Below are 24,535 nucleotides of genomic sequence, written 5' to 3'. Positions count from 1 at the left end.
TTGTGGGTACTCCTTGTCATTTTGCCTTGTTCCAGTTGCAGCCTGCTTTTCAGCTGGATCTCGATCAGTTGTCCGCGCGTTATCTGGAGCTGGCCCGTGGTGTCCACCCGGACCGTTTCGCTGACGCCTCCGAGGCCGAGCAGCGGCGTGCGCTCGAGCAGTCCGCGAACCTCAACGAGGCGTACCAGACGCTCAAGCATCCGGCCAAGCGCGCGCGTTACCTGCTCGCCATCAGCGGCCATGAGCTGCCCCTGGAAGTCACGGTCCACGATCCCGAGTTTCTGTTGCAGCAGATGCAATGGCGCGAAGAGCTCGAAGATCTGCAGGACAGTGCCGACCTGGCCGGTGTCACCGCTTTCAAGCGCCGCCTCAAAGACGCCCAGCAGCAACTGAACGACAGCTTCGCAGCCTGTTGGAACGATGCCGCGCAACGCGAACAGGCCGAGCGCCTGATGCGGCGCATGCAGTTCCTCGACAAGCTCACCTACGAAGTGCGCCAGCTGGAAGAGCGCCTCGACGATTAACCCAGTGCCGCTCCGGTCGCACGCCTGATTACAGATAAGTCCTGATTACGATGGCCCTACTGCAGATCGCCGAACCCGGCCAAAGTCCACAACCGCACCAGCGTCGCCTGGCTGTGGGGATCGACTTGGGTACCACCAATTCCCTGGTCGCTGCCGTACGCAGCGGTCTTTCCGAACCGCTGGCCGACGAGCAGGGGCGGGTGATCCTGCCGTCTGCCGTGCGCTACCACGCCGATCGCGTCGAAGTGGGCGAGTCGGCCAAGCTGGCCGCCGCCACCGATCCGTTGAACACCATTGTTTCAGTCAAGCGCTTGATGGGTCGTGGTCTGTCCGACGTCAAGCAACTGGGTGATCAACTGCCGTACCGCTTCGTCGGCGGCGAGTCCCACATGCCGTTCATCGAAACCGTGCAGGGGCCGAAAAGTCCGGTGGAAGTATCGGCCGATATCCTCAAGGTGTTACGCCAGCGCGCCGAGGCCGCGTTGGGTGGCGAATTGGTGGGTGCGGTCATCACTGTCCCGGCTTATTTCGACGATGCCCAGCGTCAGGCTACCAAGGACGCGGCCAAGTTGGCCGGCCTCAACGTGCTGCGCCTGCTCAACGAGCCGACCGCCGCGGCGGTGGCCTATGGTCTGGACCAGCATGCCGAAGGGCTGGTCGCAATCTATGACCTGGGCGGTGGCACGTTCGATATCTCCATCCTGCGCCTGACCGGCGGTGTATTCGAAGTCCTGGCCACCGGTGGCGACAGCGCCCTGGGTGGCGATGACTTCGATCACGCCATTGCTGGCTGGATCATCGAGCAGGCGGGTCTGTCCGCCGACCTCGATCCGGGTGCGCAGCGCCATCTGCTGCAAACCGCCTGCGCGGCCAAGGAAGCCCTGACCGACGCCGCGAGCGTTGAAGTGGTCTATGGCGAGTGGAAAGCGTCCCTGAGTCGCGAAGCTTTTGACGCGCTGATCGAGCCGATGGTCGCCCGCAGCCTCAAGGCCTGCCGGCGCGCCGTGCGTGATTCCGGCGTCGAGATCGAAGACGTCAAGGCCGTGGTCATGGTCGGCGGTTCGACTCGCGTGCCTCGGGTTCGCGAAGCCGTGGCCGAGGCTTTCGGTCGCCAGCCGCTCACCGAAATCGACCCGGATCAGGTGGTCGCCATCGGTGCCGCGATCCAGGCCGATACCCTGGCCGGCAACAAGCGCGACGGCGGCGAACTGCTGCTGCTCGACGTCATCCCATTGTCCCTGGGCCTGGAAACCATGGGCGGCCTGATGGAGAAGGTGATTCCGCGCAACACCACCATCCCCGTTGCTCGCGCCCAGGATTTCACCACTTATAAAGACGGCCAGTCGGCCATGATGATCCACGTGCTGCAAGGCGAGCGTGAACTGATCAGTGACTGCCGTTCCCTGGCGCGTTTCGAATTGCGCGGTATTCCGGCCATGGTCGCCGGTGCGGCGAAGATCCGCGTGACCTTTCAGGTCGATGCCGATGGTTTGCTCAACGTCTCCGCTCGCGAGCTGGGCTCGGGCGTCGAGGCCAGCATCCAGGTCAAGCCGTCCTATGGCCTGACCGACGGCGAAATCGCCCGGATGCTCAAGGATTCCTTCCAGTACGCGGGCGATGACAAAGTGGCCCGCGTGTTGCGCGAGCAGCAAGTCGACGCCCAGCGCCTGATCGAAGCCGTGCAGGGCGCCCTGGAGGCCGACGGCGACCGCCTGCTGGACGCCGAAGAGCGCATGGTCATCGAAATGCAGATGCAGGAATTGTCCGAATTGATCAAAGGCACCGATGGCTATGCCATCGAGCAGCAGACCAAGCGTCTGTCGAGCGTCACCGATGCCTTTGCCGCCCGCCGCCTGGATTCAACGGTCAAAGCCGCCCTGGCGGGGCGTAACCTGAATGAAATCGAGGAGTAATTGATGCCGCAGGTGATTTTTTTGCCCCACGAGAAGTTCTGCCCCGAGGGCATGGTAGTGGAGGCTGAGCCTGGGATCTCTATCCTTGAACTGGCCCATGAACACCATATCGAAATGGAAAGCGCCTGTGGCGGCGTCTGTGCTTGCACGACCTGCCATTGCATCATTCGCGAGGGCTTCGATTCGCTGGAAGAAGCGGACGAACTGGAAGAAGATTACCTCGACAAGGCCTGGGGCCTGGAAGCGCAATCGCGCCTGGCTTGCCAGGCCAAGGTCGGTACTGAAGACCTGACCGTCGAGATTCCGAAATATTCGCTTAACCATGCGGCCGAAGCGCCGCACTGATGGTGACACTGTCATGAGCTATGGTTGGAATGATGTACAACGCATCGCCGAAGAGTTGGCTGAAGCCAAGCCGGACGTGAACCCGATGGCTGTCAATTTCGTCGATCTGCAACATTGGATCATGGAGCTTCCCGACTTCGACAGCACCTCCGGTCGTTGTGGCGAGAAAGTCCTGGAGGCGGTCCAGCAGCTCTGGATCGAAGAAATCGACTGATCGAGCCGGCAGGTTAGGCAATACCCCTGAACCCGCGTATAATTCGCGGGTTTAATTTTTCGCACATTACCGTTTCTGGAGTTACACCATGGCTGTTCAACGTACTTTCTCCATCATCAAGCCTGACGCCGTTGCTAAAAACGTGATCGGCAAGATCGTTTCCCGTTTTGAAGACGCTGGCCTGCGCGTTGTCGCTTCGAAAATGAAGCAACTGTCCAAGGCCGAAGCCGAAGGCTTCTACGCTGAGCACAGCGAGCGCGGTTTCTTCGGTGAGCTGGTTGCGTTCATGACTTCCGGTCCGGTTGTCGTTCAGGTGTTGGAAGGCGAAAACGCTATCGCTCGCAACCGTGAGCTGATGGGCGCTACCAACCCTAAAGAAGCCGCTCCAGGCACCATCCGCGCTGACTTCGCCCAGTCCATCGACGCCAACGCCGTTCACGGTTCGGACTCCGAAGCCGCTGCTGCTCGCGAAATCGCTTACTTTTTCTCCGCTACTGAAGTAACCACTCGCTAAGCCCAGGCTTTTGAGTGAAGGTGAATCCATGACTACATCGAACGGCAAAACCAACCTGTTGGGCCTGACCCAGCCGGAAATGGAGAAATTCTTCGACTCGATCGGGGAGAAGCGTTTCCGTGCCGGCCAGGTGATGAAATGGATTCACCACTTTGGCGTCGACGATTTCGACGCCATGACGAATGTCGGCAAGGCCTTGCGTGAAAAACTCAAGGCAGTTGCCGAGATTCGCGGCCCCGAAGTGGTCAGCCAGGACATTTCCAGCGACGGTACCCGCAAGTGGGTGGTGCGTGTGGCGTCCGGCAGCTGCGTCGAAACCGTATACATTCCCCAGGGCAAACGCGGCACCTTGTGCGTTTCGTCCCAGGCAGGCTGTGCCCTGGATTGCAGTTTCTGCTCCACCGGCAAGCAAGGCTTCAACAGCAACCTCACCGCCGCCGAGGTGATCGGCCAAGTGTGGATTGCCAACAAATCCTTTGGCAGCGTCCCGGCGACCGTCGACCGTGCCATCACCAACGTGGTGATGATGGGCATGGGTGAGCCGCTGCTGAACTTCGACAACGTCGTCGCCGCCATGCACCTGATGATGGATGACCTGGGCTACGGCATTTCCAAGCGCCGGGTGACCCTGTCCACGTCCGGCGTGGTGCCGATGATCGATGAGCTGGCCAAGCACATCGACGTCTCCCTGGCGTTGTCCCTGCACGCGCCCAACGACGCATTGCGTAACCAATTGGTGCCGATCAACAAGAAATACCCGCTCAAGATGCTGCTGGACTCTTGCCAGCGCTACATGTCGGCCCTGGGCGAAAAGCGTGTACTGACCATCGAATACACCCTGCTCAAGGATGTGAACGACAAGGTCGAGCATGCGGTCGAGATGATCGAGCTGCTCAAGAACATCCCATGCAAGATCAACCTGATCCCGTTCAACCCGTTCCCGCATTCCGGCTACGAGCGTCCGAGCAACAACGCGATTCGTCGCTTCCAGGATCAGCTTCATCACGCAGGCTTCAACGTCACCGTGCGCACCACCCGTGGTGAAGACATCGACGCGGCCTGCGGTCAATTGGTCGGACAGGTGCTGGATCGCACCCGTCGCAGCGAACGCTACATCGCCGTGCGCGAATTGAACGCCGACGATGCGGTGCAGAACGCTGCGAACGGTCACTAAGAGAGGAACTCCATGTCCCTGCGCTTCGCGCTGCTGTTGCTGTTGACCGGGCTTTGCGCCGGGTGTGTCTTGTCGGGCGACTACAACCCGATGAAGACCAGCAAGGGCCGCGATGAGGCCCGTGTGGCCTATGTGCAACTGGGCATCGGCTACCTGCAGCAGGGCATGACCGAACGGGCCAAGGTCCCGCTCAAGAAAGCCCTGGAGCTGGACAGTTCCGACGCCGATGCCAACGCGGCCCTGGCCTTGGTGTTCCAGGCCGAGCTGGAGCCCGAGCTGGCCGACGAGCATTTTCGCAAGGCATTGTCCGCCCGGCCTCAGGATGCGCGGATCCTGAACAATTACGGCAGTTTCCTTTACGAACAACAGCGCTACAAAGAGGCCTACGAGCGTTTCGAGCAGGCCGCCGCCGATACGCTTTATCCCGAACGTTCTCGAGTGTTCGAGAACCTTGGAATGACCGCTGCAAAACTCGGTCAGCGCGACCTGGCCCGCCAGCAGCTGGAAAAGGCGTTGCGGCTCAACCGCCAGCAGCCCCGGGCCCTGTTGGAAATGGCTGAGTTGTCTTACGAAGACAGGCATTATGTGCCCGCACGCGACTATTACGAACGTTTTAGCCTGCTGAGCGAGCAAAATGCACGTAGTCTATTGCTCGGCGTTCGGCTGGCCCATGTGTTTGAAGATCGCGACAAGGCCGCCAGCTACGGCCTGCAACTCAAAAGACTCTATCCCGGTACGCCGGAATATCAGCAATACCTGTCGGAGCAATGATGAAAGCGGCGCATCCCGAAGTTGTAGCAGCGACTCGCGTAAATCCCGGTGAGACCCTGCGTCAAGCCCGCGAAAGCAATGGTTGGTCGCTGGCCCAAGTGGCCCTCAAGCTCAATCTTACCGTGGCTTCCCTGAGCAATCTGGAAGCGGGCGCGTTCGACAAGCTGCCAGGGCACACCTTCGCCCGGGGCTACATCCGTGCCTATGCCAAGTTGCTCGACATGGACCAGACCGTACTGGTCCAGCAATTCGATCAATACACCGGTTCCGATGCCCAGGGCAGCAGCGTGCACAGCCTGGGGCGCATCGAGGAGCCGGTTCGCGTTTCCCACACCATTTTGCGAATCGTCAGCCTGTTGTTGCTGATCGCGGTGATTGGGGGCGGTTTCATCTGGTGGCAGGATCAGACGTCCCTGCGTACCAAGGAGCCGGTCGCCATGGCCCCGGAACATGTGGAAGTGGAGGGTGCTGACGGCACCACCCGAATTCACCCGCTGGACGAACCGGAAGATCAGGCGGTGCTGGAGGGCCAAACCGAAGGCGAAACCAGCCTGGCGTTGCCGCAAGGCCAGGACGGCGCAGATGCCGAAGCCGGCGCCGAGCCGAGTGTTCCCGCGACACCTACGGCCCCGACCGCGCCTGCGGCAGCCTCCAGCGCGCCGGTTGCACCGGCCCCGGCAGCCCCCGCAACGCCGGCGCCGGCCACGCCAGCACCGACCGTGGCGGCTCCGACGGCGCCGGCCACCGCCCCGGCTGCACCTGTGGCGCCCGTCGCCGGTGAAGGCCAGGTACAGATTCAATTCACGGCCGACTGCTGGACCCAGGTGACCGATGGCAACGGCAAGGTGCTGTTCAGTGGCCTCAAGCGCAAGGGCGACAGCACATCCATCAATGGCAAGCCGCCGTTTGCCGTGCGCCTGGGTTATGCCCGTGGCGCTCAGGTCAGCTACAACGGCCAGCCGGTCGACGTGGCTCCGTTCACCACCGGCGAGACTGCTCGCCTGAAGTTGGGTCAATAAGTCATGCACGGCGAATCTCCAATCAAACGTCGCGAATCCCGCAAGATCTGGGTCGGCAACGTGCCCGTGGGCGGCGATGCGCCTATCGCTGTGCAGAGCATGACCAACAGCGACACCAACGACGTGGCTGCCACCGTCGCCCAGATCAACCGTCTGGAAGCCGCTGGCGTAGACATCGTGCGGGTTTCGGTGCCGGACATGGATGCCGCCGAGGCGTTCGGCAAGATCAAGCAATTGGTCAAGGTGCCGCTGGTGGCCGACATTCATTTCGATTACCGCATCGCCTTGCGCGTGGCCGAACTGGGCGTCGATTGCCTGCGCATCAACCCGGGCAACATCGGTCGTGAAGACCGCGTGCGTGCCGTGGTGGATGCCGCCCGCGACCGGGGCATTCCGATCCGCATCGGCGTCAACGCCGGTTCTCTGGAAAAAGACCTGCAAAAGAAATACGGCGAACCTACGCCGGCCGCGCTGGTAGAGTCGGCGCTGCGCCATGTCGAGCACCTCGAACGTCTGAATTTCCAGGACTTCAAGGTCAGCGTGAAGGCCTCCGACGTGTTCATGGCCGTCGAAGCCTACCGCCTGCTCGCCAAGGAAATCGTCCAGCCGCTGCACCTGGGCATCACCGAAGCCGGTGGGTTGCGTTCGGGCACGGTGAAATCCGCCGTCGGCCTCGGTATGCTGCTCGCCGAGGGGATTGGCGATACCATCCGCATTTCGTTGGCGGCCGATCCGGTTGAGGAAGTGAAAGTCGGCTACGACATTCTCAAGTCCCTGCACCTGCGTTCCCGTGGGATCAACTTCATCGCCTGCCCGAGCTGCTCGCGGCAGAACTTCGATGTGGTCAAGACCATGAACGAGCTGGAAGGGCGCCTCGAAGACCTGCTGGTGCCGCTGGATGTCGCGGTGATTGGTTGCGTGGTCAACGGGCCGGGTGAAGCCAAGGAGGCCCATATCGGCCTGACTGGCGGTACACCGAACCTGATTTACATCGACGGTAAGCCGTCGCAGAAACTGACGAATGACAATCTGGTGGACGAGCTGGAAAAGCTGATCCGCGAGAAGGCGGCCGAAAAGGTCGAAGCCGACGCAGCGGTCATCGCACGCGGCTGATCGAACGAATCTAAGGAAATTCTGTGAGCAAGTCCCTGCAAGCCATCCGTGGCATGAACGACATCCTGCCCGAACAGACGCCCCTGTGGCGCTATTTCGAGGGCACCGTGGCGCGTTTGCTGGATAACTACGGTTATCGCCAGATCCGCATGCCCATCGTCGAGTTCACCGAGCTGTTCAAGCGCTCCATCGGCGAAGTGACCGACATCGTCGAAAAAGAGATGTACACCTTCGACGACCGCAACGGCGATTCCCTGACCCTGCGCCCCGAAGGCACGGCGGCCTGCGTGCGTGCGGTGTTGGAGCACGGCATCACCGGCGGTGGCCAAGTGCAGAAACTCTGGTACATCGGCCCGATGTTCCGCCACGAGCGCCCGCAGAAAGGGCGCTATCGCCAGTTTCACCAGATCGGTTGCGAGGTGTTCAACCTCGACGGTCCGGACATCGACGCGGAACTGATCGTGCTGACCTGGCGCCTGTGGGGCGAGCTGGGCATCCGTGATGCAGTCAAGCTGGAGCTCAACAGCCTCGGTACGGCCGAAGCCCGCGCCCGCTACCGTGATGCGCTGGTGGAGTTCCTGTCGGCCCGCCTCGAGCACCTGGACGAAGACAGCCAGCGCCGCTTGAAGACCAACCCGCTGCGGGTGCTGGACACCAAGAGCCCGGACACCCAGGCCGTGCTGGTGGACGCGCCGAAACTGGCCGACTACCTGGACGAAGAGTCTCGCGTGCACTTCGAAGGCCTCAAGGCCCGCCTGGATGCCGCCGGCATTCCCTACGTGATCAACCCGAAACTGGTCCGTGGCCTGGATTACTACAGCAAGACCGTTTTCGAATGGGTCACCGACAAACTCGGCGCCCAGGGCACCGTGTGTGCCGGCGGCCGTTATGACGGCCTCGTGGAGCAGATGGGCGGCAAGCCGACGCCGGGCGTGGGCTTTGCCATGGGCATCGAACGGCTGGTGCTGATGCTCGAAGCCCTGGATAAGGTGCCCGAAGAACTGGCCCGTCAGGTTGACGTCTACCTGTGCGCTTTCGGCGAAGCAGCCGAACTGGCGGCTTTGGCCTTGAGCGAACGGGTGCGTGACCAGTTGCCCAACCTGCGCCTGCAGATCAACGCCGGCGCCGGCAGCTTCAAGAGCCAGTTCAAGAAGGCCGACAAGAGCGGTGCGCTGTATGCACTGATCCTGGGTGACGACGAACTGGCCCAACAAGTGGTAGGTTTCAAACCCCTGCGTGGCCAGGGCGAACAACAAAGCATTGCCTGGGATGCGCTTGCTGCACACCTGGCCACCTGCGTCGTGCAGGGTTGAAGCTGTCAAACAGCCGATTTAGCGATTAAGGAGTATTGGGGTGTCGAGTACCGAAGATGAACAGCTGGCGGATTTGAAGGACTGGTGGACGCGCAACGGCAAGCCCCTGGTCACTGGCGGCCTGTTGGCGCTGGTCATCGTGTTCGGCTGGCAGGCCTTCCAGAAATACCAGAGCAACCAGTCGCAAGGCGCCTCGATGCTCTACCAGCAATTGCTGGAAACCACGTTGACCCCGGATGGCAAGCCTGACGCTGCCCGCGTGGCGGACCTGGCCGGCAAGCTGGACAAGGAATTCGGCGGCACCGCTTACGCCCAATATGGCCATCTGTTCGTGGCCAAGGTTGCGGTGGACAGCGGCAAGCTGGATGACGCCGCCGCCGAGCTCAAGAGCATCGTCGACAAGCCGGCCAACCCGACCCTGGGCGAAGTGGCGCGTCAGCGCCTGGCCCAGGTACTGGCTGCGCAGAACAAGGCCGAAGACGCGTTGAAGCTGCTTGCCGGTGATGCCGACAAAGCCTTCCTGGCGACTCGCGAAGAGCTCAAGGGCGACCTGCTGGTGCAACTGGGTCGTGCCGACGAGGCCCATGCGGCCTACCAAAAAGCCAAGGCTGCGCTGTCGGACGAAGCCGCAGTCGGTGGCCTGCAAATCAAGCTGGACGACCTGGCCAAAGGGGATGCGTGACGTGATCCGTTGGAAACATGCAGCATTGCTGGCTCTGGCCATTCTGGCCGCGGGTTGCAGCAGCAACAGCAAGAAAGAACTGCCGCCGGCCGAACTGACCGACTTCAAAGAAGAAGTCGTGCTGCAAAAGCAGTGGAGCCGCACCATCGGTGACGGCCAGGGCGAAACCTACAACATGCTGGTGCCGGCCATCGACGGCGACACCCTCTATGCCAGCGACGTCACGGGCGTGGTCATGGCAATGGACCGCCTGAACGGCGACGTGAAGTGGGAGAAGGACCTTGAGCTGCCTGTGTCTGGCGCCGTTGGCGTGGGCTATGGGCTGGTCATGATCGGCACCCTCAAGGGCGAGATCGTCGCCCTGGACGCCAGCAGCGGTGAAGAAAAGTGGCGTGCCCGCGTGACCAGCGAAGTGCTCGCACCGCCGGCCACCAATGGTGACGTGGTTGTGGTCCAGACCCAGGACGACCGCCTGATCGGCCTGGATGCCGCCAGCGGCAACCAGCGCTGGGTGTATGACAGCACTCCAGCGGTACTGACCCTGCGGGGCACCAGCGCGCCGGTTGTCACCAACCGTCTCGCGGTAGCCGGGTTGTCCACCGGTAAAGTGGTCGCCCTGGATATTTCCAACGGTGTGCCGGTGTGGGAACAACGTGTTGCCATCCCGCAAGGTCGTTCGGAGCTGGAGCGCGTGGTCGACATCGACGGCGGTCTGCTGCTGTCCGGTGGCACGCTGTACGTCGCCAGCTACCAAGGCCGCGTCGCGGCACTGGACCTGGAAACCGGCCGCCCGTTGTGGCAGCGCGATGCATCCAGCTACGCCGGCGTCGCCCAGGGTTTCGGCAGCGTCTACGTGAGCCTGTCCTCGGGCACGGTTGAGGGCGTCGACGAGCGTTCCACCACCGCGCTGTGGAGCAACGACTCTCTGGCCCGTCGCCAGTTGTCGGCCCCGGAAGTGTTCTCCAGCTACGTGGCAGTGGGTGACCTGGAAGGTTACCTGCACCTGCTGAGCCAGGTGGACGGCCGTTTCGTCGGCCGCGAGCGCATCGACAGCGACGGCCTGCGTGCCCGTCCGCTGGTGGCAGGCAACATGATCTATGTGTATGGCAACAGCGGCAAACTGGAAGCCCTGACCATCAAGTAAGACTATGCTTGGGGATAATTTCCCCAGGCGGCTTCACCTGAGCACCAGCCGCTGCCTCGCAGCGGCTTTTGTATTTTCTGAAATAACGAAGTGGAGAGCCGCATGGTTCCCGTAATCGCCCTGGTGGGCCGACCGAACGTCGGCAAGTCCACCTTGTTCAATCGCCTGACCAGGACTCGCGACGCCATTGTCGGCGACTTGTCCGGTCTGACCCGTGATCGCCAGTACGGTGAGGCCAAGTGGCAAGGGCGTACCTACATTCTGATCGACACCGGCGGTATCTCCGGTGACGAACACGGCATGGACGAGAAAATGGCCGAGCAATCGCTGCTGGCCATTGAAGAAGCAGATGTTGTGCTGTTCCTGGTAGACGCCAAGGCCGGTTTTACCGCTGCCGACCAGATGATCGCCGAGCATTTGCGCAAACGTAACAAGCGCTCCCATGTGGTCGCCAACAAGGTCGACAACATCGACCCGGACATGGCCCGCGCCGAGTTTGCGCCATTGGGCATGGGCCAGGCGATTCCGATTGCCGGTGCCCACGGTCGTGGCATCAGCCAGTTGCTGGAAGTTGCCCTGGCGGATTTCCCGAAAGACGATGAAGACGAGCCCGAAGAGGGCGAGGAAGAAATCGTTGCCGAAGGCGAGGAAGCCAAGCGCATTCCGGGCCCGAGCGAAAAGGACGGGATCAAGATCGCGATCATCGGCCGCCCGAACGTGGGCAAGTCGACGCTGGTCAACCGCATGCTCGGCGAAGACCGGGTCATCGTGTACGACCAGCCCGGCACCACCCGCGACAGTATCTACATCCCGTTCGAGCGTAACGACGAGAAGTACACGCTGATCGACACCGCCGGTGTGCGCAAGCGGGGCAAGATCCACGAAGAAGTCGAGAAGTTCTCCGTGGTCAAGACGCTGCAGGCGATCAAGGACGCCAACGTGGTGATCTTCGTGATGGACGCCCGCGAAGGCGTGGTCGATCACGACCTGAACCTGCTGGGCTTTGCCCTGGAAGCCGGGCGTGCGCTGGTCATCGCCATCAACAAGTGGGACGGCATGACCCCGAGCGAACGTGATTACGTGAAGGTCGAATTGCAGCGCCGGCTGTTCTTCGTCGACTTCGCCGACATCCACTTCATCTCGGCGCTGCACGGCACGGGCGTGGGCAACCTCTACGCGTCGGTGCAGAACTCGTTCAAGTCGGCGGTCACCCGCTGGCCGACCAATCGCCTGACCCAGATCCTGGAAGATGCGGTCAGCGAGCACGCGCCACCGATGGTCAACAACCGCCGGATCAAGCTGCGCTACGCTCACTTGGGCGGCGCCAACCCGCCGATCATCGTGATCCACGGCAACCAGATCGAGAAGGTGCCCAAGTCGTACGTGCGTTACCTGGAGAACACCTATCGCCGCGTCCTGAAGCTGGTCGGCACGCCGATCCGCATCGAGTTCAAGGGCGGCGAGAACCCGTACGAAGGCAACAAGAACACGCTCACCGACCGCCAGGTCAACAAGAAGCGCCGCTTGATGTCCCACCACAAGAAGGCCGAGAAGAAGCGCCGGGACAAGCGCTGATCGAAAGCCTGCGCCGATCCCCTGTGGGAGCGAGCCTGCTCGCGAAGCGTCAGGACAGCAACCTCGATGCAAGCTGACCCACCGCTATCGCGAGCAGGCTCGCTCCCACAAGGGGGGTGTCGTCAGCATGAAAAAGGGTGCCCCTCGCGGCACCCTTTTTCATGCCCGGCGATTGGGCTATCCTCGACCTCTCCCGCGCCGCGCCAGAGCCGGGTGCAGACGCAGAGAAGCCTTGATGATCACCAGCAAGTTGCCGAATGTCGGCATCACGATTTTCACCCAGATGTCCCAGCTTGCCGCACAGACCGGTGCGCTGAACCTGTCCCAAGGCTTCCCCGACTTCGATGGCCCGCAGGCCTTGCGCGATGCGGTGGGCCGGCATATCGCCCAAGGCCATAACCAATACTCGCCGATGACCGGCCTGCCGGCCCTGCGTCAGCAGATCGCGGCGAAGATTGCCCGCAGCTACGGTGCCAGTGTTGATGCCGATCAGGAAGTCACCGTGACCCCTGGCGCGACCCAGGCGATTTTCTGCGCCATCGCGGCGGTGGTCCAAAGCGGCGACGAAGTGATCGTATTCGATCCCAGTTATGACAGTTACGAACCCGCTGTCCAACTGGCCGGTGGGCGTTGCGTGCACGTTCAACTGGGCCTGGATGACTTTGCCATCGATTTCCAGAAGCTCGGCGAAGCCCTCAGCCCGCGTACGCGCATGATCGTTCTCAACACGCCGCACAACCCCAGTGGCGCCCTGATCAGCCGCGCCGAACTGGACCAGTTGGCAGCGCTGATCCGTGATCGCGACATCTACCTGGTCAGCGATGAGGTCTATGAACACCTGGTGTTCGACGGCGTGCCCCATGCCAGCGTCCTGGCCCATGAGGAACTGTATCGGCGGGCCTTCGTGGTCAGTTCGTTCGGCAAGACCTACCACGTCACCGGCTGGAAGACCGGCTACGTCGTGGCGCCACCGGCCCTGACGGCTGAGCTGCGCAAAGTGCACCAGTACGTCAGCTTCTGCGGCGTCACGCCCTTGCAGTATGCCCTGGCCGACTACATGGCCGATCATCCGGAACATGTCGAACAATTGCCCGGCTTCTACCAGGCCAAGCGCGACCTGTTCTGCGATCTGCTGGCCCCGTCGCGTTTCAGCTTCAAGCGGGTGGCCGGCACTTATTTCCAGTTGGTGGACTACTCCCGGATCCGCCCGGACTTGAACGACGTCGACATGGCGGTCTGGATGACCCGTGAGCACGGCGTGGCGGCGATTCCGGTGTCGGTGTTCTACCAGAATCCACCTCAAGGCCAGCGCCTGGTGCGGCTGTGCTTTGCCAAACGTGAGGAGACGCTGCGCGAAGCAGCGCAAAAGCTATGCGTGATCTGAGTGCGTTGCCCAATCTCAATGTGGCGTTGATCCAGACCACCCTGGCGTGGCATGACCGCGAAGCCAACCTCGAACATTTCGAAGGCTTGCTGGAACAGGCGAGCGGCGCGGACTTGATCATCCTGCCGGAGATGTTCACCACCGGATTCTCCATGGAATCCGAGGCGCTCGCGGAGCCGGAGCACGGTCCCACCAGCGTGTGGCTCCGGACCCAGGCATCGCGGCTGGACGCGGTGATCACCGGCAGCCTGATCGTCCAGGCCGCCGATGGCAGCCATCGCAATCGCCTGCTCTGGGCCCGACCGGACGGCGAAGTGCTGCATTACGACAAGCGTCACCTGTTCCGCATGGCCGGCGAGCATAACCACTACACGCCGGGCGACCGCCAGGTGCTGTTCGAGCTCAAGGGCTGGAGGGTCCGCCCGTTGATTTGCTACGACCTGCGTTTCCCGGCCTGGAGTCGTGACGCCGAGGACACCGACCTGCTGCTGTACACGGCCAACTGGCCGGGCGCCCGGCGCCTGCATTGGAACCGCCTGCTGCCGGCACGGGCCATCGAAAACCTGTGCTACGTGGCGGCGGTGAATCGCATCGGCACCGACGGCAAGGGCTTCGCCTATGCCGGTGACAGCCAGGTGCTGGACTTCCAGGGCGAAACCTTGCTCAGCGTAGGGGAGGCCGACGGCGTGTTCATGGTGAGTTTGAGTGCGGCGGATCTGGCGGCGTATCGCACGCGGTTCCCGGCGAACCTGGATGCCGACCGATTCGAATTCATCTGATTGAAACGATTCAGCCCTCAAGAAGTGTCAGGGTAGGCCGATAAACGGGCAGCCAAGGAGAACACCTATGACCACTATCAGCGCAACGATTGCTAGCCCTTACTCGATGTCGACGCCTAAAGTCTCGATCAAAGGGACAACTGATGATACGACTGCATCAACGGAGGCCGGCAGTGAAAAGGAAGCGTCACTGAAGGTCGATACCAGCGGCGCCAACGTCGCCGGTGCACCCGCCAGCAAGGGGGTGGATGTCATCGAACAGATCAAGAAGCAGATCGAACAGACCGAAAAGCTGTTGGCCCAACAGCAAGCGCAGTTGGCTCGCGTGCAGAAGAGCCAGGCCAGTGAAGAGCAGAAGGCTCAGCAGGCAATGGCTATCCAGACCCAGATCATGGGCACTCAGGCTGCCTTGCAGACCCTGCGCGGCGCGTTGTTGCAGGCTATGACGGTTGGGGTTGATACCCACGCCTGACATTTGGTTGCCTGACCGGTCGCCATCGCGAGCAGGCTCGCTCCCACACTGGATCGATGATCACCACAAATCCACTGTGGGAGCGAGCCTGCTCGCGATGAGGCCCTGATCGGCGACACAAAAAACAGCCCAAACAAAAAGGCCCCAAGGTTCACACCCCAGGGCCTTTTTACATTTTCAGCAGCCGATCAAGCCGCTTTCGCCTCCGGCTGGCTCAGCGAACGGTTCAGTGCACTGAACAACGCCTTGAAGCTGGCGGTGGTAATGTTTTCATCGATGCCTACGCCGTGCACCGGACGCTCGCCGTTGACGCGCAGTTCGATGTACGCCGCCGCCTTGGCGTTGGTGCCGGCGCCGATGGCGTGTTCGTTGTAGTCCATGATCTCCACGGGAATCGGCAGGCCGGCCACCAGGGCCTCCAGCGCACCGTTGCCCTTGCCGCGCCAGTGCAGGTTGGTTTCGCCCTGGCCCTTGCTGGCCACTTCCACTTCCACGGCGCTGTGGCCGTTTTCTTCCTGCAGGCGATGGCTGACCAGTGCATACGGGGTGTTGGCTTGCAGGTACTCGCGTTGCAGCAGGCTGTGGATCTGCTGGGCGGTCATCTCCAGGCCCAGGCGATCGGTTTCGCGCTGTACCACCTGGCTGAATTCGATCTGCATGCGACGTGGCAGGCTGATGCCGTATTCCTGCTCCAGCAGGTAGGCGATGCCGCCCTTGCCCGACTGGCTGTTGACGCGGATCACCGCCTCGTAGCTGCGGCCGATGTCGGCCGGGTCGATCGGAAGGTACGGCACTTCCCAGAGTGCGTCCGGTTTCTGCTGGGCGAAGCCCTTGCGGATGGCGTCCTGGTGGGAGCCGGAGAATGCGGTGTGGACCAGGTCGCCAACGTATGGATGACGTGGATGCACCGGAATCTGGTTGCACTCTTCAACCACTTTGCGCACGCCGTCGATGTCGGAGAAGTCGAGTTCAGGGTCGACGCCCTGGGTGTAGAGGTTCAGGGCCACGGTCACCAGGTCGACGTTGCCGGTGCGCTCGCCGTTGCCGAACAGGCAGCCTTCGACACGGTCGGCGCCGGCCATCAGGCCCAGCTCGGTGGCGGCTACGCCGGTGCCACGGTCGTTGTGGGTGTGCAGGCTGATGAGCACGCTGTCACGGCGGCTGATGTTGCGGTGGAACCACTCGATCTGGTCGGCATAGACGTTCGGGGTGGCGACTTCCACGGTGGCCGGCAGGTTGAGGATCACCTTGCGCTCGGGCGTCGGGTTCCACACTTCGATCACGGCGTCGCAGACTTCCTTGGCGAACTCCAGCTCGGTGGCGCTGAAGGTTTCCGGCGAGTATTCGAACTGCCACTGGGTTTCCGGCTGTTGGGCGGCGTATTTGACGAACAGCTTGGCCGCGTTCACCGCGATTTCCTTCACGCCTTCCTTGTCCTGGTTGAACACGATGCGGCGGAACGATGGGCAGGTGGCGTTGTAGAGGTGGACGATGGCCTTCTTCGCGCCGCGCAGGGATTCGAAGGTACGGGCGATCAGGTCTTCACGGGCCTGGGTCAGCACCTGGATGGTAGTGTCGTCCGGGATGTGGCCTCCCTCGATGAGGGTGCGCACAAAGTCGAAGTCGGTCTGCGAGGCGGCTGGGAACGACGCTTCGATTTCCTTGACGCCAACGGCGACCAGGGTTTTCCAGAAGCGCAGCTTCTTGACCGCGTCCATCGGCTCGATCAGCGATTGGTTGCCGTCACGCAGGTCGGAACTGCACCAGATCGGCGCGGTGGTGATGGTTTTCGACGGCCAGGTGCGATCCGGCAGGTTGATGGTCGGGAACGCACGGTATTTGGAAGACGGGTCTTTGAGCATGCTCATGAGCGGAATCCTTTATTATCGTGGCCGGAAAAAGGCGGCCTGCCGGTGGTTCGAACGGGGTGGCTTCACAGCCTGGACGAGGTGACGCGAGTCAGCCCGGCAGTCGTGCGCTGACGAGGCACAGACTGCGGTGCTGGCGAAGCTGGATGAGGGTATGAGAGGTTTTCATGCCCTCAACCCTAACCGCGTGGGGGAAGGATCGCAAGCAGTCGGAAAAAATTGAGAGAAGTTTTGCTTTGGGGAGGTTTTGCGAGATTTAATCGCGTGCTCTTGTGAAATTTGTAGTTTTATTGCGTCGATGTTTCTGGCTCGGCAATCCGTGTTGAAGGGGATGCCGCTGCCGTCATCGCGAGCAGGCTCGCTCCCACATGAGGGGAGCGCCGCATTCAAAATGGTGGGAGCGAGCCTGCTCGCGATGGGGCCAGTCGCCTCAGCACAAGGCTCAGGGCTGAAACGCCCCAATGAAAATCGCCGGATCCACCCGCGCATCGTTCAGGCTGACATTCCAATGCATATGCGGTCCCGTCGCCCGACCGGTGGAGCCGACCTTGCCCACCACCGTGCCCCGTGTCAGTTGCTGGCCGACTTTCACGTCGATCTTCGACATGTGGCAGAACATGCTGATGAAACCCTGACCGTGGTCGACGAACACGGTGTTGCCATTGAAGAAGAAATTGCCGGTCAGGATCACCTTGCCAGCTGCCGGGGTCTTGATCGGCGTGCCGGCGGGGACGGCGAAGTCCAGGCCGGCATGGGGGTTGCGCTCTTCACCGTTGAAGAAGCGGCGCACGCCGAACTTGCTCGACAGCGGACCATCGACTGGCTTGTCCAACAGTAGATTGCTCGGGATGTTCGGGCTGAAGCTGCGGTAGGCCTTCAACTGCACGGCCATTTCGGCGTCGATGCGCTTGAGGTCCGCCGGGTTCGGGTTGACCTGGCGCTTGTTCTTCAACGTGATGTGCTGCTCAGGATACTTTTTATAGCCGACCACGAATGGCTGGGTGCTGCCGCCACTCTTGATCTGCTGGGTGCCGGGCTGGACCGTCAGCGGAATGCCGACAATCGCCAGCCAGTTTTGCTGTTCCTTGACCACCATCACCGGTTTGCCCTGGTAACTGGCTTTCGGCGCCTGGGGCGCATTGCCCAGATCGACCACGGCCACGCCGCCGGGCACCGGTTTGTTCAACAGGCGGGTGATGTAGCTGTCGGCGTGGGCGTTGAAGGTCAGGCAGAGCAACAGCAGTGGTGCCAGGAATCGCGGCATGGATCAATCCAGTAAAGAAAGGGTGACGGGAGTCAGGTGGTTGTCTTCGACGCGCACCAGCAGTTCGCCTTCACCGAGACGGGCGGTCAGGCGCTGGCCGGTCTGGGTCTGGCCGGCGCTGCGGATCGCGTGGCCTCGTTCGTCCAGCAGGATGCTGTAGCCGCGGCCGAGGGTCGCCAGGGGGCTGACGATGTGCAGGGTCTGCATCTGGTTCTGCAATTGCAGACGTCGTGCTTTCAGGCCTTCATTCATGGCCCGGGGCAGGCGGGTGGCGAGGCTGTCCAGGCGATGGCGCAGCAACGCCAGCTGTCGACCGGGATGTTGCCCGGCCAAGCGGGTTTCCAGGCGGATCAGTCGTTCGCGACGGGTATTGAGGCTGCGCTCGAAGGCCCGGCGCAGACGCATGTCCAAATCGTCGAGGCGCTGGGCCTGCTGGCGCAGGCGTTCGCCCGGATGGCGCAGGCGTCGCATGAGGCCTTCAAGGCGCAATTGATCGCGCATCAAGCGGTCGCGCATGCGCATCACCAATCGGCGGTGCAAGCTCTCAACCCGGCGCACCAGGTCACCGGCATCCGGCGCCAGCAGTTCGGCGGCGGCGGATGGCGTCGGGGCGCGCACGTCGGCGACGAAATCGCTGATGGACACGTCGGTTTCATGGCCGACAGCACTGACGATGGGCGTGACACAGGCATCCACGGCACGGGCCACGGCTTCCTCGTTGAAGCACCACAGGTCTTCCAACGAACCGCCGCCCCGGGCCAGGATCAGCGCATCGAAGCCCCGGGCGTCTGCCAGTTTCAAGGCGCGGACGATCTGCGCGGTGGCCTCGCGGCCCTGGACCGCGGTAGGGATCAGCGTCAGAGCGATCTGCGGCGCGCGGCGGCGGAAGACACTGATGATGTCTCGGATCACTGCGCCGGTGGGCGAGCTGATGATGCCGATGCGTTGCGGATGAGCCGGCAGCGGGACCTTGCGCTCGGCACTGAACAGGCCCTCGGCGCTGAGCTTTTCCTTCAGGGCATCGAAGGCCAGGCGCAGGGCGCCATCGCCAGCCGGCTCCACGGTGTCGAGGATCAGTTGATAGTCGCCACGGCCCTCGAACAGCGAGACCTTGCCGCGCACCTTGACCGCCAGCCCGTCCTTCAACGCCTGGCGCACCCGAGCGGCGTTCTGCCGGAACAGTGCGCAACGCACCTGGGCGCCGCTGTCCTTGAGGGTGAAGTACACGTGGCCGGACGCCGGCCGGGCCAGGTTGGAAATCTCGCCCTCGACCCAGATGTTGCTGAACACGTCTTCAAGCAACACCCGCGCACGGCCGTTGAGCTGGCTGACAGTCAGGACCTCGCGGTCCAGGCCCAGTCGGGCAAAGGGATCTTTAATCATGGGCGGCATGATAAGGGCATTTGTGCCTGAAGCTCCATGTGTCGAGACAATTAGACCGAGTCGCCAGTATCGCGAGCAGGCTCGCTCCCACAAAGGCTCTGCGTCGTACACGGCATTTGTGTCCATGCAGGCCCACTGTGGGAGCGAGCATGCTCGCGATGACGGCGGAACAGTCACCACAAATGCTGGATATGCCCCCCGCATCTGACTAAAGTCGCCGCTTCGTCAGCAAGGAAGTGCCGGATGAATCTTCTGCCGTGGTTGGGCCAGTGGGCCTTCGCTCCAATGGATTGGCTGGTCATCGGCCTCGCCATCGCCCTGGCTTACATCGTGTTCGGCATCGCCGGGTTCGGCACCGCGCTGGTGGCTGCGCCGATCCTGTTGCTGTTCATGCCGTTGTCGAAGATCGTCCCGCTGCTGGTGCTGTTGGACTTTGTCGCCGCGTTCGGCAACCTGCTGCCTTCACGCCGGGATGTGTCCCGGACGGAGCTGCTGCGGCTATTGCCGTGCATGGCGGTGGGCTGCACCCTGGGGGTGATTTTCCTGCTCAACCTCAAGTCCGATCTGTTGCTGTTGTTGATGGGCCTGTTCATCAGCGCCTATGCAATCTACAGCCTGTGGATAAAGGCCCGGCCCGCGCAATTGTCGGCCCTCTGGGCGATTCCGATGGGCACGGTGGGTGGATTGTTCGGAGCCTTGTTCGGCAGCGGTGGCTTCTTGTATGCCATCTATCTGAACAGCCGGCTGCCCAAGGACCCCGCGCGCGCCACTCAAAGCGCGCTGATCAGTTGCAGCACCGTGGTGCGGTTGAGTCTGTTCGCTGTCGCAGGCGTGTATGCCGAACTACCCTTATTGGTACTGGCGCTGTGTTTGTTGCCGGCCATGGCGCTGGGTTTGTGGATAGGGCGTCACTTGACCATGAGGATGTCCCGCGAGGCGTTCGTGCGCCTGGTAACCTGGCTGGTACTCGCCAGCGGCATCGCCTTGATCGTGCGATACCTGAGCGCTTGACCTGACTCGGCCAGGGATTAAGCTGCCGCCCTCCCATCGCACCGCAACGCATATCGCCAGGCCGTACCATGAATTCGCAAAGCATCATCGTCCCGAGAATTTCCACTCTGCCGGTCCACGAACCTCGGGCCCGGGCCATCCTTCGCTGGCTGGTGCGCAAGAATATCGTCGAGGAACAACTGACCACATGCGGACGCACCGGCAATCGCATGGGCTACGCCATCGCCCCGGGTGCCCGCGAAGTGGTTCTGCACCCCGACGTCTTGCCGTTCGGCGACGCGATCAACGGCCTTGAAATCATCACCAAGCGTTGCATCTATACACCGGCCAAGGGCTTTCTCGAAGAAGCCGGCTGCGCCGAATGCCGCAAGGAAATCGGCGAGGCACTGTTCGAAAGCCTGGAAGACTGGATGCCGGGCCGCACCGACAACTTCACCTGCCCTGAATGCGGGCATGAAGACGACATCAACGGATTCCTGTTCTTGCAACCTTGCGCATTTTCCAACCTGGGGTTCATTTTCAACAACTGGCTGGAGGCCGGGTTCAAGCAAGCGTTTCTGGATGAATTTGCTGATTGGCTGGATCAGCCGGTGAGTTGGGTGCGGGTGGAGTTGTAGGGGAGCCAGCACGCGGCCCCTGTGGCGAGGGGATAAATCCCCTCGCCACAAATGCAGCGCTGAACCTGTTTTGGCCCATCAATCACCCCGCCAATAATAGACAGAGTTTTACATTGAGCCCGGCGGGGTGCATGAGTATAATGGCGCGCTTCCATTTTCCCGCTCGGGAGCCCCCGCGATGCTGCGTATCAGCCAAGAAGCCCTGACCTTCGACGACATTCTCCTAGTGCCCGGTTATTCCGAGGTGCTGCCTAACGAAGTCAGTCTCAAAACCCGTCTTACCCGTGGCATCGAGCTGAATATCCCACTGGTTTCCGCCGCCATGGACACCGTGACCGAAGCCCGTCTGGCCATCGCCATGGCCCAGGAAGGCGGTATCGGTATCATCCACAAGAACATGACCATCGAACAGCAGGCCGCCGAAGTGCGCAAGGTCAAGCGGTTCGAGGCTGGCGTGGTCAAGGACCCGATCACCATCGAGGCTGATGCCACGGTGCGCGATCTGTTCGAACTGACCCGCATGCACAACATCTCCGGCGTTCCGGTGCTGCACGATGGCGATCTGGTCGGCATCGTCACCTCCCGCGACGTGCGTTTCGAGAATCGCCTGGACGCCACCGTCCGTCAGGTCATGACGCCGAAAGAGCGCCTGGTCACGGTCAAGGAAGGCACCAGCAAGGACGAAGTCCGCGAATTGCTGCACAAGCACCGCATCGAGCGCGTGCTGATCGTCGATGACAAGTTCACCCTCAAGGGCATGATGACCGTCAACGACATCGAAAAAGCCAAAGCCTACCCGCTGGCCAGCAAGGACGACCAGGGTCGCCTGCGCGTCGGCGCTGCGGTCGGCACCGGCAAGGACACCGGTGATCGCGTCGCCGCCCTGGTCAATGCCGGCGTGGACGTGGTTGTCGTCGATACCGCCCATGGCCATTCCAAAGGTGTGATCGACCGCGTTCGCTGGGTCAAGCAGAACTTCCCTGACGTGCAGGTGATCGGCGGCAACATCGCCACTGGCGCCGCCGCCAAGGCCCTGGCCGAAGCCGGCGCCGACGCGGTCAAGGTCGGTATCGGCCCTGGCTCGATCTGCACCACCCGCATCGTCGCCGGTGTCGGCGTGCCGCAAATCAGCGCCATCGCCAACGTCGCCGCAGCCCTTGAAGGCACTGGCATCCCGTTGATCGCCGACGGTGGCATCCGTTTCTCCGGTGACCTGTCCAAGGCCATCGTGGCCGGTGCCTACAGCGTGATGATGGGTTCCATGTTCGCCGGTACCGAAGAAGCACCAGGCGAGATCGAACTGTTCCAGGGCCGTAGCTACAAGGCTTACCGCGGCATGGGCTCGCTGGGCGCGATGTCCCAGGCCCAGGGCTCTTCCGACCGCTACTTCCAGGACTCCTCGGCGGGTGCCGAGAAGCTGGTACCGGAAGGCATTGAAGGTCGCGTACCGTACAAGGGCACCCTGACCGCGATCATCCATCAACTGATGGGTGGCCTGCGTTCTTCGATGGGCTATACCGGCAGCGCCAACATCGAAGAAATGCGCACCAAGCCTGAGTTCGTACGCATCACCGGTGCCGGCATGGCCGAGTCCCATGTCCACGACGTGCAGATCACCAAGGAAGCGCCGAACTACCGCGTAGGTTAAGGCCTTCAGCAAAAACGTAATCACCGGGGCTGTTCATTCAGCCCCGAGTTGTTTCTGATTCCCTACATGAGAATGAGTCATGGCCCTCGACATTCACGCTCACCGCATCCTGATCCTCGACTTCGGTTCCCAGTACACCCAACTGATTGCCCGCCGCGTGCGTGAAATCGGCGTGTACTGCGAGCTGCATCCGTTCGACATGGACGATGAAGCGATTCGCGAATTCGCGCCCAAAGGCGTCATCCTCGCCGGCGGCCCTGAGTCCGTGCACGAAGCCAACAGCCCGCGCTGCCCGCAAGCGGTGTTCGACCTGGGCGTACCGGTCTTCGGCATCTGCTACGGCATGCAGACCATGGCCGAGCAGCTCGGTGGCAAGGTGGAAGGCTCCGACCTGCGTGAATTCGGCTATGCCCGCGTCGACGTGGTCGGCAAGAGCCGCCTGCTGGATGGTATCGAAGACCATGTCGATGCCGATGGCCTGTTCGGGCTGGACGTGTGGATGAGCCATGGTGACAAGGTCACCATGATGCCGGAAGACTTCCACATCCTCGCCAGCACCCCGAGCTGCCCGATTGCCGGCATGTTCAACGATGATCGCCGCTACTACGGCGTTCAGTTCCATCCCGAAGTGACTCACACCAAGCAGGGCGGTCGCATCCTGTCGCGCTTCATCCTCGATATTTGTGGTTGCGAAGCCCTGTGGACGCCGTCGCACATTGCTGAAGACGCCATCGCCAGCATCCGCGCCCAGGTCGGTACCGACAACGTGCTGTTGGGCTTGTCCGGCGGCGTCGACTCTTCGGTGGTTGCCGCGCTGCTGCACAAGGCTATCGGTGATCAGCTGACCTGCGTCTTCGTCGACAATGGCCTGCTGCGTCTGCATGAAGGCGAGCAAGTGATGGCCATGTTCGCCGAGAACATGGGCGTCAAGGTGATCCGCGCCAACGCCGAGGAGCAGTTCCTGGCCAACCTGGCCGGCGAGTCCGACCCGGAGAAGAAGCGCAAGATCATCGGTCGCACCTTCATCGACGTGTTCGACGCCGAATCCTGCAAGCTGGACAACATCAAGTACCTGGCCCAGGGCACCATCTACCCCGACGTGATCGAGTCGGCCGGCGCCAAGAGCGGCAAGGCCCACGTGATCAAGTCCCACCACAACGTCGGTGGCCTGCCGGAAGAGATGAACCTCAAGCTGGTCGAGCCGCTGCGCGAGCTGTTCAAGGACGAGGTTCGTCGCCTCGGCCTGGAACTGGGCCTGCCGTACGACATGGTCTACCGCCACCCATTCCCAGGCCCGGGCCTGGGCGTGCGGATCCTCGGTGAAGTGAAGAAGGAATACGCCGACTTGCTGCGTCGCGCCGACCACATCTTCATCGAAGAACTGCGAAAGGCCGACTGGTACCACAAGGTCAGCCAGGCGTTCGTGGTGTTCCAACCGGTGAAATCGGTCGGCGTGGTGGGCGATGGCCGCCGTTACGCCTGGGTCGTAGCCCTGCGTGCCGTGGAAACCATCGACTTCATGACCGCTCGCTGGGCACACCTGCCGTACGAGCTGCTGGAGACTGTTTCCGGGCGGATCATCAATGAGATCGACGGTATCTCCCGCGTCACGTATGACGTGTCGAGCAAGCCACCGGCGACGATTGAGTGGGAGTGATCCTGCGTCCGGTATAGCCCGGCAGCAATGAGCCCCTCTAAGCCCGCGTAATGCGGGCTTTTTTTATTCTCGGCTTGGCACTGTCTGAAAGTTTTGCATCGCCAAACATCCCGTTTCTGTGGCGGATCGGTAATAGCTTTGTGGTCCCAGC

23 protein-coding genes are annotated in these 24,535 nt (G+C 62.0%); 20 read left to right on the top strand and 3 right to left on the bottom strand.

Annotated features, from left to right (window positions below; all coding sequences use genetic code 11):
* The first annotated feature begins 2 nt into the window (after positions 1–2).
* The 16 genes from hscB (at position 3) to EGM97_RS00845 (ending at position 14,936) form a co-directional block, all read left to right on the top strand.
* Positions 3–524 carry a co-chaperone HscB gene (hscB, locus tag EGM97_RS00920; RefSeq protein ID WP_053152529.1) on the top strand — a complete coding sequence of 174 codons (522 nt, stop codon included), beginning with the start codon at positions 3–5 and terminating at the stop codon, positions 522–524.
* Between the two features lie 50 nt (positions 525–574).
* Entirely contained in the window at positions 575–2,437 is a 1,863-nt protein-coding gene (gene hscA / locus EGM97_RS00915; protein ID WP_238961447.1) for a Fe-S protein assembly chaperone HscA, read from the top strand.
* Positions 2,438–2,440: 3 nt separating this feature from the next.
* A complete protein-coding gene (fdx, locus tag EGM97_RS00910) occupies positions 2,441–2,782 on the top strand; it encodes an ISC system 2Fe-2S type ferredoxin (protein WP_018927066.1) in 342 nt (113 codons plus the stop codon).
* 13 nt (positions 2,783–2,795) lie between these two features.
* Complete coding sequence (iscX, locus tag EGM97_RS00905; protein ID WP_238961446.1) at positions 2,796–2,996, top strand: Fe-S cluster assembly protein IscX; 201 nt, start codon at positions 2,796–2,798, stop codon at positions 2,994–2,996.
* Between the two features lie 88 nt (positions 2,997–3,084).
* Positions 3,085–3,510, top strand: coding sequence for a nucleoside-diphosphate kinase (gene ndk / locus EGM97_RS00900; protein WP_053152537.1), 426 nt, complete (start codon positions 3,085–3,087; stop codon positions 3,508–3,510).
* A 28-nt stretch (positions 3,511–3,538) separates the two neighbouring features.
* Positions 3,539–4,684 (top strand): dual-specificity RNA methyltransferase RlmN, encoded by a 1,146-nt coding sequence (gene rlmN / locus EGM97_RS00895; protein WP_053152539.1) that lies wholly within the window; start codon positions 3,539–3,541, stop codon positions 4,682–4,684.
* A 12-nt stretch (positions 4,685–4,696) separates the two neighbouring features.
* Complete coding sequence (gene pilW / locus EGM97_RS00890) at positions 4,697–5,455, top strand: type IV pilus biogenesis/stability protein PilW (protein WP_238961445.1); 759 nt, start codon at positions 4,697–4,699, stop codon at positions 5,453–5,455.
* Entirely contained in the window at positions 5,455–6,474 is a 1,020-nt protein-coding gene (locus EGM97_RS00885) for a RodZ domain-containing protein (RefSeq protein WP_238961444.1), read from the top strand. The genes pilW and EGM97_RS00885 overlap by 1 nt, the downstream gene beginning before the upstream one ends.
* 3 nt (positions 6,475–6,477) lie before the next feature.
* Complete coding sequence (gene ispG, locus EGM97_RS00880) at positions 6,478–7,587, top strand: flavodoxin-dependent (E)-4-hydroxy-3-methylbut-2-enyl-diphosphate synthase (RefSeq protein WP_053152544.1); 1,110 nt, start codon at positions 6,478–6,480, stop codon at positions 7,585–7,587.
* A 23-nt stretch (positions 7,588–7,610) separates the two neighbouring features.
* Positions 7,611–8,900, top strand: a complete 1,290-nt coding sequence (gene hisS, locus EGM97_RS00875; protein ID WP_238961443.1) for a histidine--tRNA ligase — start codon at positions 7,611–7,613, stop codon at positions 8,898–8,900.
* 40 nt (positions 8,901–8,940) lie between these two features.
* Complete coding sequence (locus tag EGM97_RS00870) at positions 8,941–9,582, top strand: YfgM family protein (RefSeq protein WP_238961442.1); 642 nt, start codon at positions 8,941–8,943, stop codon at positions 9,580–9,582.
* Positions 9,575–10,726 (top strand): outer membrane protein assembly factor BamB, encoded by a 1,152-nt coding sequence (bamB, locus tag EGM97_RS00865; RefSeq protein WP_238961441.1) that lies wholly within the window; start codon positions 9,575–9,577, stop codon positions 10,724–10,726. The genes EGM97_RS00870 and bamB overlap by 8 nt, the downstream gene beginning before the upstream one ends.
* 102 nt (positions 10,727–10,828) lie before the next feature.
* Positions 10,829–12,301: a ribosome biogenesis GTPase Der gene (gene der, locus EGM97_RS00860; protein ID WP_053152553.1), complete on the top strand. Its 1,473-nt coding sequence runs from the start codon at positions 10,829–10,831 to the stop codon at positions 12,299–12,301.
* Between the two features lie 235 nt (positions 12,302–12,536).
* Positions 12,537–13,685, top strand: a complete 1,149-nt coding sequence (locus EGM97_RS00855; protein WP_238961440.1) for a pyridoxal phosphate-dependent aminotransferase — start codon at positions 12,537–12,539, stop codon at positions 13,683–13,685.
* Complete coding sequence (locus tag EGM97_RS00850; RefSeq protein WP_238961439.1) at positions 13,673–14,464, top strand: amidohydrolase; 792 nt, start codon at positions 13,673–13,675, stop codon at positions 14,462–14,464. The genes EGM97_RS00855 and EGM97_RS00850 overlap by 13 nt, the downstream gene beginning before the upstream one ends.
* 67 nt (positions 14,465–14,531) lie before the next feature.
* Positions 14,532–14,936, top strand: coding sequence for a hypothetical protein (locus EGM97_RS00845; RefSeq protein ID WP_238961438.1), 405 nt, complete (start codon positions 14,532–14,534; stop codon positions 14,934–14,936).
* Between the two features lie 188 nt (positions 14,937–15,124).
* On the opposite strand, the gene leuA is transcribed toward EGM97_RS00845, so the two are convergent.
* From leuA to xseA, 3 genes are all read right to left on the bottom strand, one after another.
* Positions 15,125–16,804: a 2-isopropylmalate synthase gene (gene leuA / locus EGM97_RS00840; protein WP_238961437.1), complete on the bottom strand. Its 1,680-nt coding sequence runs from the start codon at positions 16,802–16,804 to the stop codon at positions 15,125–15,127.
* 442 nt (positions 16,805–17,246) lie between these two features.
* A complete protein-coding gene (locus tag EGM97_RS00835) occupies positions 17,247–18,068 on the bottom strand; it encodes a peptidoglycan DD-metalloendopeptidase family protein (RefSeq protein WP_238961436.1) in 822 nt (273 codons plus the stop codon).
* A gap of 3 nt (positions 18,069–18,071) precedes the next feature.
* Positions 18,072–19,451 carry an exodeoxyribonuclease VII large subunit gene (gene xseA / locus EGM97_RS00830; RefSeq protein ID WP_238961435.1) on the bottom strand — a complete coding sequence of 460 codons (1,380 nt, stop codon included), beginning with the start codon at positions 19,449–19,451 and terminating at the stop codon, positions 18,072–18,074.
* A 243-nt stretch (positions 19,452–19,694) separates the two neighbouring features.
* Between xseA and EGM97_RS00825 the strand changes: the two genes are divergently transcribed.
* From EGM97_RS00825 to guaA, 4 genes are all read left to right on the top strand, one after another.
* Positions 19,695–20,462, top strand: a complete 768-nt coding sequence (locus tag EGM97_RS00825; RefSeq protein ID WP_238961434.1) for a sulfite exporter TauE/SafE family protein — start codon at positions 19,695–19,697, stop codon at positions 20,460–20,462.
* 68 nt (positions 20,463–20,530) lie between these two features.
* The gene (locus EGM97_RS00820; protein ID WP_238961433.1) at positions 20,531–21,079 is read left to right on the top strand and encodes a sugar ABC transporter ATPase; all 549 of its coding nucleotides are present in this window, start codon (positions 20,531–20,533) and stop codon (positions 21,077–21,079) included.
* Positions 21,080–21,257: 178 nt separating this feature from the next.
* Complete coding sequence (gene guaB, locus EGM97_RS00815) at positions 21,258–22,727, top strand: IMP dehydrogenase (protein ID WP_053152570.1); 1,470 nt, start codon at positions 21,258–21,260, stop codon at positions 22,725–22,727.
* A gap of 79 nt (positions 22,728–22,806) precedes the next feature.
* Positions 22,807–24,384, top strand: coding sequence for a glutamine-hydrolyzing GMP synthase (guaA, locus tag EGM97_RS00810; RefSeq protein WP_238961432.1), 1,578 nt, complete (start codon positions 22,807–22,809; stop codon positions 24,382–24,384).
* The last annotated feature ends 151 nt before the right edge of the window (positions 24,385–24,535 follow it).

Origin of the sequence: Pseudomonas sp. AF32, assembly GCF_022342325.2 — a bacterium.
Lineage (GTDB): Bacteria > Pseudomonadota > Gammaproteobacteria > Pseudomonadales > Pseudomonadaceae > Aquipseudomonas > Aquipseudomonas uvaldensis.
Note: the sequence above shows the minus strand (reverse complement) of the source record. Positions and strands in the feature narration are given on the sequence as shown.